Genomic DNA, 16,278 nt, shown 5'->3' on the forward strand with positions numbered 1-16,278 from the left:
CCGCTCCTAAGGCTATTTAATATTATTATTTTTCATAAATGTTTCTATTTCTTTTACTATTTCATCATCCTTGTTTATAGCCTTTGCTATATCTAAATGCTGCTTTGCCTCTTCTATTTTTCCTGCATTTAAATAACAAACTATTAAGTTAGTACAAACCTCTATATCTCTTGTACTTTCAAAGGCTTTTCTTAAATATTTAACAGCTTCATCATATATTCCTAAAGATGCATAATTTATTCCCATTTCATTTACTGCTTCAACTATACTATCATCAATTGATAAACATTCATTTAAGTAATAAACTGCCTTTTCAAAATTTCCAAGTCTTCTATAAGCTGTTGCAATATAATATCTTAAAATAGCATTATCTTGGAATTTATCTGCTAAAGGAAGAAGTCTTTTTAAAGCATCCTCTGGTTCTTCTATTAAATCTTCTTTTCCTTCTTCATAATCAGCTGAGTCTTTTATCTCATTATATAAAACCTCAACTATTTCATTTCTTTCTCCACCCTTAGCTAAATATTCATTTATATCAACATAAGCTTTATCATATTGTCCCATGTCATTGTAAGCTATTGCTGAATAAAGATATGGAAGAGCTAAATCACTTCTATTTGCTTTACATTTATCACAAATTTCTAGTTGAGTTTCATTGTAAGCTTTATTTCTTTCTCTTAAAGATTCACATATTAAAAGAAGATTTTCGTAAACCTCAGTTTCATCTGATATTTCAGTTAATCCCTTTAAAAGCATAAATGCTTCAACCATATTTTCTTCTTTAACCTTATCAGCTACTATCTTTTTAACACATGGAATAGCATCCTCTATTAGTGGAATTAATTTTTTATACTCCTTATTAAATTTAAAATCCTTGTCTCCACCTAAAGCAAAAAACATTCCTTCAACTAAATAGTTTATTGGTAAAGATTCTAATTTATATCCACTTTTCACATCCTGTGATAAATGTTTTGGATCTATTGGGATATAAACTTCATTTATATTAACCTCTTTTGGATCTTTTCCTAAGCTTTTAACAAATCCATCTCCATCTATTTCTAAAAATAAAAGTTGTGATAATTTTTCTTTTGCAAATGTATTAAAACTCATATATCTATCTCCTTAACTACTTTTACTAACTATTTTAATTCTATCTAAAAATAAAATTTATAAACCTAAATTTTATTATATATCATAAATTTCGAACTTTATTTTATCACAAAATAAAAATTAGTTCATCTTAGTATTTAGTTATAACTTATAACACTTATTTTAGTTATATATTATAACACTTTAATTAACTCTTTTGTGAATTAAGCTCTAAAAATATAAAAAGAGCTATATTTATAACTTATAAGTTTTATATAAGTTATATTAACATAGCTCTTTGTTTAACTTAAACTATTTTAATTTAGCATTAATTACTTCCATTATTGCATTTTTAAAGTTTTCAGTTTTTTCTTTTGAATCTTCTAAACTTGAACCTTTTACTGATAAGTAAATTTTCATCTTAGGCTCTGTACCTGATGGTCTTACAACAAACCAAGAATCATCTTCTAAAACATATTTTAAAACATTTGATTTTGGAAGTTTTATTTCTTTTTCTTCATCAGTTAAGTTATTTACTTCTTTGCTTAACTTATAATCGAAAGATGTAATAACTTTAACTCCATTCATTTCTTTTAGGGCATCATTTCTTAAGCCATCTATGCACTTAGCTATTTGTTCTTGTCCTTCTTTTCCAGCAAGTTCTATTGATACTAAGCTTTCTTTGAAGTAACCATATTTATTATAAAGCTCTATTAAACCATCATAAAGAGTTTTTCCTTGTTCTTTATAATATAAAGTCATTTCAGCTATTAACATTGAAGCTACAACAGCATCCTTATCTCTAGCAAAAGTTCCAGCTAAGTAACCATAGCTTTCTTCAAAACCAAATAAATATTCATTTGAACCTGATTCTTCAAATTCTCTTATCTTTTCACCTATATATTTAAATCCTGTTAATGTATCTATTAAAGTTACCCCATATTCCTCAGTCATTTTTCTTACTGACTCTGTAGTAACTATAGTTTTTATAACTGCACCATTTTCAGGTAATTTATTCATTTCCTTTAATGAACTTAATATATAGTTAGTTAGTAACATTCCTGTTTGGTTACCACTTAATACTTGGTACTCTCCATTATTGTCTTTAACAACAACACCTATTCTATCACAGTCTGGATCTGTTCCAAATATTATATCAGGTTGAATTTCTTTAGCCATGTCTAAAGCTAATTTAAATACCTTTGGATCTTCTGGATTTGGATATGGAGCTGTTGGGAAATTTCCATCTGGCATTTCTTGTTCTTTAACAACAAACACATTCTCATATCCTAACTCTTTTAATATTCTTCTTACAGGAACATTTCCTGAACCATGAATTGGAGTATAAATTATTTTTAAATCTTTAGCATGCTTCTTAACTAAATCTTCTCTTATAGTTAAAGTTTTTAAATCATCTATATATTTTTTATCTATTTCTTCACCAATATAAACTAAAAGTCCTTCTTCTAAAGCCTTTTCTTCACTCATTGTCTTTATGTTTGCGTAATCTGTAACTTTGTTAACATATCCAATAACAGCTTTTGCAGGAGCATCTGTTAATTGACATCCATCATCTCCATAAACTTTATATCCATTGTATTGTTTTGGATTATGTGATGCTGTTATAACAATACCACCCTTACAATTTAATTCTCTTACTGCAAAGGATAACATTGGAGTCGGTCTTAAAGATTCAAAAAGATTAACCTTTATTCCATTTGCACAAAGAGTTAAAGCAGCCGCTTTTGCAAACTCCTTAGACATATTTCTTGAGTCATAAGCTATTGCAACAGATTTTTCCCCCGCATAATTATCATTTAAATAATCTGCAAATCCTTGAGTAGCTTTTCCTACAGTATAGATATTCATTCTATTAGTCCCAGCACCAATAATACCTCTTAATCCACCAGTACCAAAATCTAATTCCTTATAAAATCTATCTTCTATTTCCTTATCTTCTTTTACGTCTCTTAATTCCGCCTTTATTTCCTCAGAAATAATATCAGAATTTAGCCATTCTTCATATTTTTCTCTATACACTGCACTATCTCCCCTTTAAATCTCTATAAGGATTTTATATTTTATTTTCACAGATATTATACTACAATATTTTGAAATTTGAAAACAAAAAAAAGTAAAAATGGAACTGTAAACAAAATAATCCCATTTTTACTCTAATTTATATTAAGCTTATATTAACTTTCCTTTTTAGCTCTATTTTCAGCTACTTCTTGATCCACTACCTCTTGAGTTATTATCTTTTGATCATAACTTACAGAAGCTACTATAGAATTTAAATCATCAACTACTGTTATTTCATTTCCAAATTCTACATCTGCAATCTTAAATTGATCTCCTGGCTTAGCTCTTCCCACATTTAAATTTACTCCCTTTGGAATATTAGATGGAGAGCACTTTACCTTTATGCTATCTAGATTCTTTTGTAACACTGCATCTAATTTATTTATGTATTCTTCTCCAACGTAATTTATAGGAACAGCTGTTTCTATTTCTTCATTACCTTCAACTTTTTCTAAATCTATATGTAATACCCTTCTAGTTACAGGATCTCTTTGAACTTCTTTTATAAGAGTATTTAAAGAACCCTCTTGTGAATTTATGCTTAAAAGTCCATGTTCACCAGTTACAGAAAGAGCATGATTAAGTTCTAATTCTCCTATTTCAAATAAGAAATTATTAATTCCTTTTCCGTATATAACTCCAGGAACTAATCCCTTTCTTCTGCACTGTCTACTTGAATGTCTAGTCTTTTTTTCTCTTTGATTTACTTGTAAATTTTCCATCATCATCCCTCCTTTTAAGTATTATCTCCAAAATTCATTTTATTATTCATAAACTTTAATGTCTTATATAAATAAAGAGGACTTTCTCAAAATAAATTTTGATAAAGACCCCCTTAAATTAATTTTATTTCTATTTTTATTTTAGAAGTTCACTAGATACAAAGTTTATTTCATATTCTCCAACTAAACCATCTCCATCTAGATCAAAGTCACTATTATTTGATCCAAAGTATTTTGATACCATAGATAAATCCCCTAAATCTATTTCTCCATTCTTGTTAAAATCTGCTTTTAAAGGATTTTTCACTTTAATATTTAAGTTAATTGTGTAGATACTTTCTGTACCATCTTCTGCTATAACTTTGATTTTACTAACTCCTGGTAAAATTTCAGCATTTTTAATTTCAATAGTGGCATTTGAATCTTCTGATGTAGCTGTTATTTCTGGGACAATATTTGTTCCTTCTTCTAAATCTATTTCATAGTCAAACACATCCTTTTTAAAACCTTCCATAGTTTCACCATTAATAGAAATATCACTTAAACTAACATTGCTACTAGCTACTCTACGCTCTATTGAAGAAATAGTTAAATTATTCATTTTCCCTTTCAATTTATCACTGCCATTAGAATCAGCACCTATAATAAGTGGTAAATCACTAACTTCTAAAGGTGAACTTGGCTTTACTGTCTTATCTAACTCTCCATTTATATAAATAGATGCTTCACCCTTTGAATGTTCAAAAATAACTTTTATATTTGTCCATTCATTTAAAGGAATTGCTTTATTAGATATAAATTGAGTTATTGACCCTTCAGCATGGAATCTTAATTTTCCTTCAGGAGATACATCTATTAAGAATCCACCTTTTCCTGTCCCATTATTTATTTTTTGAGCTATCTTTTGCCAATAATTAGTGTATTCATCTAAATAAACTTCAGTTTCTATAACTAAATTATCATCTAATTTTAATGAATCATTGCTTTCAACACTTATATATCCATCACCAAAATTAGCAGCTTTTCCATCCTTTGACTCTCCTTGAGTAACTGTACCATTTACTTCTCCATGAAAACTATTTTTAGAACTATCTTCTCCTAAGTTAGAAGAATTTTCAAAGTTATAATAAGCAATTATGCTTTCTTCCACAATTACATATGGATTTATTAAAACTCTGTATTCTTTATGCATAGTTTCATCCTTAGATGTAACTCTTACTACTGCCTCCCCTGGGAGTTCTTCTGGTTTTGTAATTTCAATCTTAGCCTCTGAAGTAAAAGCTTCTGCTTCAACATTTAAATTTTGTAAGTTTTCTCCCTTTTTAAGATCATAAGAATATTCATATTTACTTCCATTAAATTCTTCTAGAGGATTTCCATTAATATTTAGAGATTTAAGATCTGCATTACTAGCAGCATGAACTTTTGTTAACTTAGCGTCTCCAAAACTTCCATGGTCTGAGCCTATACTGTCTCCCCCATCTTTTACAACTAATTTAAGTGTATTCTTACCTGCTATAGGCACTTTAACATGTTTTTGTGTAGTATCTCCTGTCATTAATCCACTATCAAAAACTTTCTCATTATCTAAATAAACTTCAAAGGATATAGATGCTACAGTACCAGCCATTTCTTGATCTACCCCAACAAAGGTTTCAAAATAATCATAGTAATCTAATCCTTCTAAACTATATACTATCTCTGAATGAGCATGGGTTCCTATTCCTTTATCATAAGAAACCTTCTCTCCATTTTCACCTTTTAAAGTTATTGTATTTCCATCACAACTAGCATCTTTTTGTATTTCTCCATATCCAGTAGATGCACTTTTCCATTCTAATTCACTTAAATAAACACTGGTTTCAACTGCAACCTTTTCTGATGCCTCTCCTAGTCCCTCTGAATTCTTTGCCACTACATAATATAAATAACTATAACTATCATTTAACGGAGCATTTTCATCAATAAACTCTTCTGTTTTTACATCTTCAGCTATTAATTCAAAGTCCCCTTCACCTTTTCTATAAACATCATAACCTTCTGCAAATTTTGTTTTATTCCATTTTAATGAAACAGAGTTATCTCCATTTCTTAAAGCTTTTAATCCATTAACCTTTTCTGGTTTCTCCATAGGCATTCCTTCAACCTTATATTCTCCATTAACTTCTGTTGGGAACTTAACTACATTTTCTGAAACAACCTCTGGAGTTATTTTATTTCCATTAGCATCAGTTATAATAGCTTCTGTTATTCCTGGATATTCTAAATAACAATCATTTCCTGAACCAGATTTTATTTTTAGGAGATTTAATGAATTATTATTCCAGTTAGCTGAAATCTCAAAATTTCCTCTAGCCTTTAATCCATCAAAGCTTCCATCTTCCCATGCTGTTGGTAATGCTGGCAATGGATTTATTGTTCCTAAATGACTTTGTACAAGCATTTCAGCCATTCCAGAAACAGCTCCCATATTACCATCAATTTGGAAAGGTGGATGAGTATCAAATAAGTTTTCTAAAGTGCTTGTTGTTAATTGATTTTCTAATAATCTATGGGCTCTATCTCCATCTAATAATCTAGCCCAGAGATTTATTTTATTAGCTTTAGACCATCCTGTTCCTCCATCCCCTCTATGATTCATAGTAACCTTAGCTGCTTCATATAGTTCAGGAGTATCTTTTTGATTTATTTGAGTTCCTGGATAAAGTCCTACAAGATGAGAAATATGTCTATGATTATTATTTGGATCATCTATATCATCTTTCCATTCTTGAACTTGTCCATGTTTACCTATTTGAGGTTTTAATAATCTCTCCCTCTTATTTTCAAGTTCTGCTCTAAACTCTTCATCTATTCCTAAAGTTTCACTAGCTTTTATAGTATCTGTGAACAATTGCCAAATAAGTTCTTGGTCAAAAGTTGTTCCTACAGTTCTAGGACCATGTTCTGGAGAATAACTTGGTGAAGAAACTAAATAGGTTTTTCCATCACTATGAGTATATTCAACTAAAAATTGAGTCCAAAACTGTGCAGCTTCTTTCATAATAGGATATATATTTTCTCTTAAATAATCCTTATCATCAGTAAAATTATAATGCTCCCAAAGATTTTGGCTTATCCAAGCATTAGAAGTAGGAGCCCATCCCCAATCAAATTCCCATCCCATAGCTGTAAAGCCGAAAGGATTATTCATTGTATTTACTGTCCATCCATTTTTATTTTCCATTGCCCCTTCTATTCCACAATGCATTTCTGCCGTCTTTCTTCCTGGTTCTCTTAAACTCTCTATATATTCAACTAATGGAATGGCAGTTTCAGATAAATTAGCAACCTCTGCTGGCCAATAATTCATCTGTATGTTTACATTAAAATGATAATCCGAACTCCAAGGTGGATTATTAGAATTATTCCAAACTCCTTGTAAATTAGCTGGCAAACTTCCTTCCCTTGAAGAGGAAATAAGCAAATATCTACCATATTGGAAAAATAAAGTTTCTAAGCTATTGGATTGATTTGTTTTATATTCATTAAGCATTTCATCAGTAGGCTTATCTAATTTAAGTTCTCCTAAATTTAAATTTACTCTATCAAATAAATTTTTATAATCTTCTATGTGCCTACTCTTTAATTCATCATATCCTAAATTTACAGCATTATTAATTCTTTCAGTTACTGCTGAATGTGGGTCTTCTCCTTTATAAGTTGGATATTCATTTATATAATCTGTTCCTGCACTCATTATTATTGTTATTTCATCTGCATTTTCAACACTTATTCTATCTTCTTTATCTTGAATTGATCCTCCAGTATTAATAACCTTAATTTGAGATTCATATTTCATTCCATTATCTTCTATTGCACCACTTAATATCAAAGTATTATTTTCTACAGAAAGATTCTTCCCATTATGGGCGCCTTCATTTCTAACATCTACATTTAGCGAAGAAGCTTTATCAGCCTTTAATTTAATAACCATTACATTATCAGGATAACTACAAAAATATTCTCTCTCATAATTAACACCCTTATAGTTATATTTAACTGTAGATAAAGATTCCTCTATATTAAGCTCTCTTCTATAATTAGTTACCTTACTCTCCTCATGAGACTTAAAATCTAAGAATATGTCTCCAAAATTTTGATAAGCTCCATAAGCTCTTTGATCCCCACATACTCTTTGATATAAATCATTTGAAGGAGTTCCACCCTCAGCTAATATTTTTCTTATTTCTTGTACAGCTTCCCAAGCACCTTCTTTATTTCCCCCATTATAACCTTCCCATGCTCCTGGTCCACCAGACCATAGAGTTTTTTCATTATATTGTATTCTTTCACTTGCTACACTTCCAAAAATCATTCCACCCATATAACCATTTCCAATTGGAAGGGCCTCATTTTCCCAGTTTGTAGCAGGCTCATCATACCATAAAGCTAATTTATCTAGATCAATATTTTCATTTAAAGTGCTTTTTTCTACTTCATTAAATCTACTAGACTTAGCAAAAGTATAAACTGATTGCCCAACTACCATTAAAGAAACTATTAGAGCTATTTTCTTTAAGAATTTCCTTTTCATAAATTCTCCCCCTACTAAAGTAATCATTATATTTATTAATGCATTTTCGCATTTATTATAAATATATGTAATAAATAGGCTGTATCTTTATGTAAAAATTTTAAAAATGATTAAACACTTAAAATTTTTAGACATAATTAGATACAGCACATAAAAATTATTTTAATATATCATTCGTTATAGAATTAAGTTCAAATTCATCAATAACTCCATCACCATTTATATCATACTCTTTAATATTTTCCCCATAATGTTTAGATGCTAATGATAAGTCACCAATATCAACTTTGCCATCTTTGTTTAAATCTGTTGTAGGCATTTCTGGCTCAACTAAATTGTCTTCACTGGTATCCACTAGAGCATAATTCAATTGACCATCAGCTCTACCTCCATGTGGATTTTCACCCTTTAATCTAAAGTTTAAAATATGCTCTCCAGAAGTTAATACTTCACTTTCATATATTACTTGATTTGTAACCCTACTTTCTGCATAAGCATCAACTTCTACAAATTCTCCTCCATCTATTGAAATTTCATAAATTCCATGATTAGGATCCTTTGCTCCTATTAAAGAAATTTGCTTTCCTCTAAACTTGATAGAGAAAGTTGAATTCATATTGTTTGTCCATGCTCCATCAGTCTCTTTATTCCATCCTCCTGAAAAATTAAATTGATGTAATCCATCACCAGTATCCTTTGTTTCTATTTTAATTTGCTCATCATCATTAATAGTAACTGTAGCTCTTGAATTAAATCCTAATATTCCACCTATTGGATCACTTAATTTTAAATAGAATTCCTTAGGCTCTTCTTTTTCCTTATCATCAATGATTGTTATATCAAAAGTTTTTTCTGTTTCACCTTCATTAAATGCTAAAGTACCAGACCATGTTTGATAATCAACTCCATTTAAAGCAGTGCCAGCTAAAGTATCATAGTTAACTTCAAGCTTACCATTACTTCCGCCTTTTCTTATAACCTTAAAAGTAGCAGTTCCTATATTTTCACTTACTTCGTATCCTACCTTTTCAAATTCAACCATACCTTTTCCACCATTGTCTAATACATAAGCTCCATCTATATGAGCCGCTGTCCCTCTAGAACTTGAATTCTTTCTTCCAGTACATTTAACCGTAACTTCATGCTCTCCATCACTTAAATCTTCACTTTCAAAGACTATCTCTTTACATTTTCTATTAGGAGAATATAAGTCAACCTCTACTGGATTTTCACCGTCTATGGAAATTTCCATTATTCCATGTCCTGAATCCTTTGTTCCTGATAAGAAAAACTTAGTTCCATTAAATTTAATATTAACTGTAGCATTAGTTTTACTTGTATAGTGAGCATCTCCACCTAAATCATTTTCTCCATGGATAGTCTCATATACCCATCCATCACTAAAGTTAAATTGTTCTAATTCATTCCCCTTATTATCATCATTTAATACTTTCAATCCAGCTGGTGGCCCTGATGGAAGTTCTATACTAATAGGTTGTTTATAAACTCCAACATTATTTATAAGTGGCACTTCTAATGAACCAGTTATATTAATTCTTATTTTTTCTCCTTTAGTTGGGGATATTCTAATAAGTCTTTTATATCCTATTGTTTTTCCTTCATAAACCTTATTCCAATTTTCTCCTTGTAACACTTCTATATTAAAACTAGATACTCTTTGACCTAATGGTATATACTCTTGCAAAGAAATAACATCAAATTCTTTACTTCCACCTAGATCTATTTCAATAGTACCTGTTTTACTACTATTATCTGGTGCCCAATAGGTATCATAATCTCCATCTACAATTTTATTTGCACCATATGTCTCATCCCTATTAGCAAAACTATCTACTATTACCTCTTTATTTAAAGCTAAATCATCATTAAATAACTCTTTAATTGTTTCACCAAATTCCTTTAATCTATTAACATCATTTTCATGTAACTTTCCTTCCTTATTAGGGGGAACATTTAATAATAAAACTGAATTTCTCCCTATGGATTTAAAATAAATATCCATCATTTTTTCTAAGGATTTAACTTCATTATCTTGAGATTCATGGTAAAACCAACCTGGTCTTATTGATACATCTGATTCTCCAACTACCCAATCTGATCCACCTTCTTCTCCATTATTCAAATATGTTGGATTTTCCCTTTCTTTCATTTTTTCAATATCTATAGTTGACCAGCAAGGCTCTCCTGCATATCCTTTTTCATTTCCAATCCATCTAATATCTGGACCCTGTGGACTAAATATTAAACATTCTGGTTGTAATTCTTTTATAAGAGCAAACCATTCTTCAAAGTTATATTCTTGCTTAACATTTGATCCCTTTGCTCCATCCATCCAAACTTCAGCTATAGGTCCATAGTTAGTTAATAACTCCCTTAGCTGATTCATGTAAAACTCATTATAATCACCACCATTACCTTCTCCATAATGTTCTGAATTTTGGTCCCATGGTGATAAATAAACTCCAAATTTTATATTATATTTAGCGCAAGCTTCTGAAACCTCTTTAACCACATCTCCCTTTCCATTTTTCCAAGGACTACTAGCTACATCATGCTTTGTATATGCACTATCCCACAAACAAAATCCATCATGATGTTTTGCAGTTAATATAACCCTTCCAAAGCCTGCATCTGCCAAAGTTTTTACCCATTGATCAGCATCTAAATTAGTAGGGTTAAAAATTTCTGGATTTTCTGTTCCATCTCCCCACTCTCTTCCTGTAAAGGTATTCACACCAAAGTGTATAAATGCTGTAAGTTCCTCTTTTTGATAGCTAACCTGTTCTTCTGTTGGAATTGCTCCAAATGCTTCTGTTACATATTTCATATTATTTATAGTATTTGCCTTAGTTAATATAGATCCTTGTCCCATACTAACTAAAAAAGTCATTGCCATTGTAGTTGCTAAAAAACTTTTTATAGCCCTAACTTTCATACTTCCTCCTTAACTATATTTATCCTATATATGTTTATTCAAATAACATAATATTTATTACAATAAATATTAAAAATTATTTATTTTTTTGATTTTATTTAAAAAAATATATTATATTAAAGAGTAATATTATAAAATAAACCTTATAAATTATTGGTGAAATTTAATAATTTATAAGGTTTATTATTTAGTATTAATATAAATGGCTTTTAAAATTTACTTGTTATTTTAAGTACTCTAAAGCCATTTTAGCCTGATCTGTAAATATAGCATCTACTCCATAATTTTTAAGTTTATCTATATCCTCTTTTTCATTTACTGTATAAACATTGACTTTTACACCTTCATTATGTGCTTTTTCTACCAGTTCTTCTGAAACAAGGGATTTAGCAGGGTGTATTGCATATGCATTTAAACTTTTAGCAATATCAAGAATATTAGGCATTTCTTTTTCATAAAGTACCCCTAATTTAATATCTACATTTAACTTTTTAACTTTTTCTAAGGCCTTATGATTAAAACTTGAAATAAGTATTTTTCTTTCTAGATTATATTCCTTTATTAAATCTAATACATCCTTCTCAATATTTTCATAATCTATTACATCATTTTTAATTTCTATATTTAAAACTATATCCTTATCTTTTATAAGATTAAAAACATCTTCTAATAAGGAGATTTTACAATCATCATTATTTTCAAAGCCTTCTTTATTACACTTAAAGCTTCTAAGTTCTTCAAAAGTATAATCCTTAACTTTTCCATTTCCATTAAAAGTTCTTTTTATATCCTCATCATGTATTATTACCAATTTTCCATCTTTACTTTTGTGCACGTCAAGCTCTATTCCATATATATCTAATTTTAAAGCCTCTTTAAATGCTAACAAAGTATTTTCTGGATATCTATAACTAAATCCTCTATGTGCAAAAACTTTCATAAGTTAATTCTCTCCTTTGTAAATAACTCTATTATCTATATTTTCTATTGAGTTACATCCTGTTAATACCATAGCTGATTTTAATTCACCTTTTAAAGAATTCACATATTCTTCTACCCCTTTAGCTCCATGAGCAAAGGTAGCTGTTATAAAAGGTCTTCCTATTAAAACGCAATCAGCACCTAAGGCTATCATTTTTAATATATCAACTCCAGTTCTTACTCCACCATCAACTAAAATTTTAACTTTTCCTTTAACTCTAGCTGCTATCTCTGGTAGCACTTCACATGAGGCTGGAGTTTGATCTAAAACTCTTCCTCCATGATTAGATACTACTATGGCATCTACTCCTGCTTCTACTGCTAATTCAGCCTCATCTGGCGTCATTATTCCCTTTAATATAAAAGGTAATTTTGTTGAATTTACTAATTCTTTTATTTCCTCTAAGTTTTTAGGTTCAACTGGTTTTCCATTCATAGCTAAAGTTATAAGTCCAGCTGCATCTATATCCACGCCTACAGCAAAGGCTCCTGCTTTTTCTGCCATTTTTATTTTTTCTATTACAACTTCATTTTTCCAAGGTTTTATAAATATAATTCCTTGTCCATTATATTCTTCTATTACTTCTAAATTAGTAGCTAAACATAAGTCTACTGCTGTATCTCCTACCATAGGATATATACCTGAATCTAAGCATCCCTTAACTACTCCCTCAATATATTCTCTTTCACTAACTTTTCCACCCATATTTAACATAGTTCCTGTTATAGGAGCTGCAAAAAGTGGTAACTCCATATTCTTACCGAAAATTTCAATATTTGTAGTAGGGTTTTTAGCATCATGAATTGTTCTCATATTAAGTTTTATTTCCTCTAAGGCCGCTACATTTCTTATAAAAGAATCTCCTGTTCCTTTTCCTCCCATGCCAGGAACTTCTCCTGCACATGCTACTCCATTACAAACTTTACATACTCTACAACTTCCATTATAAAGTTCTCTAGCTTTATCTCTCATATCCTTATTCATCTATACATTCCTCCTAAAAATCATTTTCTGTTTTAACTTTAAATCCATTTTGAAGTAGAAGTTCACAAGTTACCCCATTTCCTTCTTTTTTCTCTCCATTAAAATTTCCTGAATATATAACTCCAAGACCACAAGATGGACTTTTTGCTTTTAAAATTACATATTCTGCATTTATGCTCTTTGCTATATTTAAAGTTTCATAAGCCCCTTTAAGAAATTCTTTTGTAACATCAGCTCCATCCTTACCAAGTACTTTTGCCTTTCCTTCTAGTACATCTTTTCCTGTTCCACCCACTATTTCACTTGGTATTCTTGGAGTTTTTAGTCCTCCTAATTGTTCTGGACAGGCAATCACTGCTTTTCCTTCCTTAAGAAGCTTTAATATATTTTCATTTAAATTATTTTCACCATTGTATTTACAATTAACTCCACACAAACACCCACTAATTAAAATCACAAATTTCTCCTCCCTAAAACTTATTAAAATAAATTTACTCCTAGTTTTATAAAAATTTATCCATTATTTATTAACAAAATTCTATTTTATTATAATCCTTAAAACTTCATAAAAAAAGTATTTATCTTTTAAAGTAAAAAAGAGTTATATCAAAAAGTTAATAATAAATCTTATAAACATTAAGAGGTTTATAATATTTATTATATGTTATTTGATATAACTCTTTATTTTTAAAGTTTTATCCTTCTAATTTAAACTTAATCTTATCTCCACTTTTTATTATTTCTCCTGCACTTATGCTCTGTTCCTTAATTTCACCTTCTCCTTCAAATTCTCCCTTTAATCCTAAGGATTTTAAAATTTCTTCTGCCTCTTCCTTATTTAATTTTCTAAAATCAGGAACTACTATTTCCTTTTCATTTCTATCAAATCTACTTCCAGCATACAAGGTTATACTATCACCCTTTTTAACCTTATAGCCTGGTATAGGTGTAACTGAAGTAACAAAGGTTCCATCCCCTTCAATTACACAATTAACTCCTAATTCATTTAAAGTTTTTTCAGCACTAGTTACCTTATCTCCTCTTAAATCAGGGATTATTACACTTTCATCTTTCGCATCTAATTGCCCTTCATTTAATGAAATATAGTTAAATATATTATTAAATAATTCTCCTGCAAAAGGAGCTGCAACAATTCCTCCAAAATGTTCTCCATTTTTAGGATTATCTATTATTACTATTAAAGATACTTGTGGATTATCATATGGTGCAAATCCAGCAAAGGACGCTATATACCCTGCTCCATAAGTACCTGTTTCAGGATCTACCTTTTCTGCTGTACCAGTTTTTCCTGCTACTTTTATTCCTTCAATACCAGCATCCTTTGAAGATCCATTAGAAACAGTAGATTCTAAGGCCTCTTTAACTCTCATAGTACTTTTTTCATCTACTATATTTTCTTGTATTTTAGGCACAAAAACTTCATCTATAATTTTTGTCCCATTATCATCCTTATGACTTAATTCTTTCATAATATGAGGCTGAATTAAATCTCCTCCATTTGCAACAGCATTTAAGGCTGTCATAAACTGAATACCATTCATTGTATTAGTTTGTCCAAAGGATATAGTTGCTAAATCCACAGCACTTATATCTTCTACATTTTTAACTATTCCTGTAGCTTCTCCCGGTAAATCTATTCCTGATTGAGTTCCAAATCCAAAAAGTTTAATATATTCATTTAACTTTTCTGCTCCTAATTTTGCACCCATTTCCATAAAAGCAACATTACATGAATTTTCTAATGTTTGGTTAAAATTTTGTACTCCATGTCCACCAGGTTTCCAACATTTTATATTTTTCCCTGCTACATTTAAACTACCATCACAATAATAAACCTCATCTTTTCCTGCTATATTTTCCTCTATGGCTGCTATAGAAGTTATTATTTTAAATATTGAACCTGGCTCAAAGGCATCTGAAACAATTGTATTTCTCCACATGTTTTGTAGTTTTGCTGATTCATCTTTCCCCTTAAATGCCTCACTACCCTCATAAGGATTATTAGGATTAAATCCAGGTTTATTTACCATTCCTAAAATTTCTCCATTATTAGGGTTCATAACTGCAATGCTTACTGAGTCTGCATTATGTTTCTTTAAGGCATCTTCAGCTACCTTTTCAACAAAGTATTGTATATTCTCATCTATTGTCAAAGTCATATCTTTTCCATCTACAGGTGGAGTAAAACTTGTTTCAGAATAAGGATTTGAAGTACTATTTCCAGAGACTTCACTAACTCTTACTCCTGGGATTCCCATAAGTTCTTCATTATAATAAAGTTCTAATCCACTTAATCCTTCTCCATCTGCATTAGTTGTTCCTAAAGTATGAGAAAGAAAATCTCCATTAGGATAATATCTTTTTGTATCCTCTGATACTATTACTCCATTTATATCTAGCTCTTTAACCTTATCAGCCTTTTCCTTTTCTATTCTTCTTATTAAGGTAGCAGAGTTTGCTGGATTTCCTGATGGATATGTAAGTTCTATTCTTGATAAAACCTTTTCTTCATCCATCTCTAAAGCTTCAGCTAATAATTTTGCAATTTCAATATTATCAGTATCTTTCTTATCAATATATTTTCTTAAGGTTATTAAATCTAAATCTACTCTAAATACGTTTGCAGTAACTGCTAACTCCCTATTGTTTCTATCTAAGATACGCCCTCTTCTAGCATCTATTTGTATTTCATTGGTCCATTGTTCTTCTGCCATAGCCTTATAATCTTTTGATCTAAATATACTTATGTAAAGCAATCTACCTGATAAAGCTAAAAATAATATTACTATGGCTAATAAAAAAGCTAATACTCTACCTTCATTAAGTTTAATTTTTTTATTTTTCTTTTTTGCTTTCACCTAACAGC

Annotated in this window: 9 protein-coding genes; all 9 read right to left on the reverse strand. The window is 29.8% G+C overall.

Annotated features, from left to right (window positions below; all coding sequences use genetic code 11):
- Window positions 1-12: 12 nt before the first annotated feature.
- The 9 genes from CPF_RS10340 to CPF_RS10380 all read right to left on the reverse strand — a co-directional run bounded on the left by CPF_RS10340 (window position 13) and on the right by CPF_RS10380 (window position 16,270).
- The gene (locus CPF_RS10340) at window positions 13-1,110 is read right to left on the reverse strand and encodes a tetratricopeptide repeat protein (RefSeq protein WP_003460180.1); all 1,098 of its coding nucleotides are present in this window, start codon (window positions 1,108-1,110) and stop codon (window positions 13-15) included.
- Window positions 1,111-1,401: 291 nt separating this feature from the next.
- Window positions 1,402-3,129, reverse strand: a complete 1,728-nt coding sequence (locus tag CPF_RS10345; protein WP_011590974.1) for a phospho-sugar mutase — start codon at window positions 3,127-3,129, stop codon at window positions 1,402-1,404.
- A 155-nt stretch (window positions 3,130-3,284) separates the two neighbouring features.
- Window positions 3,285-3,896, reverse strand: coding sequence for a 50S ribosomal protein L25 (locus CPF_RS10350; RefSeq protein WP_003469843.1), 612 nt, complete (start codon window positions 3,894-3,896; stop codon window positions 3,285-3,287).
- A gap of 133 nt (window positions 3,897-4,029) precedes the next feature.
- Window positions 4,030-8,469 carry a glycosyl hydrolase family 95 catalytic domain-containing protein gene (locus tag CPF_RS10355; protein ID WP_011590976.1) on the reverse strand — a complete coding sequence of 1,480 codons (4,440 nt, stop codon included), beginning with the start codon at window positions 8,467-8,469 and terminating at the stop codon, window positions 4,030-4,032.
- A 157-nt stretch (window positions 8,470-8,626) separates the two neighbouring features.
- Complete coding sequence (locus CPF_RS10360) at window positions 8,627-11,425, reverse strand: alpha-L-fucosidase (RefSeq protein ID WP_011590977.1); 2,799 nt, start codon at window positions 11,423-11,425, stop codon at window positions 8,627-8,629.
- A 223-nt stretch (window positions 11,426-11,648) separates the two neighbouring features.
- Window positions 11,649-12,365, reverse strand: a complete 717-nt coding sequence (locus CPF_RS10365) for a glycerophosphodiester phosphodiesterase (RefSeq protein WP_003478392.1) — start codon at window positions 12,363-12,365, stop codon at window positions 11,649-11,651.
- Between the two features lie 3 nt (window positions 12,366-12,368).
- Complete coding sequence (locus CPF_RS10370; protein ID WP_003460161.1) at window positions 12,369-13,391, reverse strand: alpha-hydroxy-acid oxidizing protein; 1,023 nt, start codon at window positions 13,389-13,391, stop codon at window positions 12,369-12,371.
- A 13-nt stretch (window positions 13,392-13,404) separates the two neighbouring features.
- On the reverse strand, window positions 13,405-13,848 hold the full coding sequence (locus CPF_RS10375; protein ID WP_011590978.1) for a DUF523 domain-containing protein: 444 nt from the start codon (window positions 13,846-13,848) through the stop codon (window positions 13,405-13,407).
- A gap of 238 nt (window positions 13,849-14,086) precedes the next feature.
- Window positions 14,087-16,270 carry a stage V sporulation protein D gene (locus CPF_RS10380; protein ID WP_011590979.1) on the reverse strand — a complete coding sequence of 728 codons (2,184 nt, stop codon included), beginning with the start codon at window positions 16,268-16,270 and terminating at the stop codon, window positions 14,087-14,089.
- Window positions 16,271-16,278: the final 8 nt, after the last annotated feature.

Origin of the sequence: Clostridium perfringens ATCC 13124, from assembly GCF_000013285.1 — a bacterium.
GTDB classification, from domain to species: Bacteria; Bacillota; Clostridia; order Clostridiales; family Clostridiaceae; genus Sarcina; species Sarcina perfringens.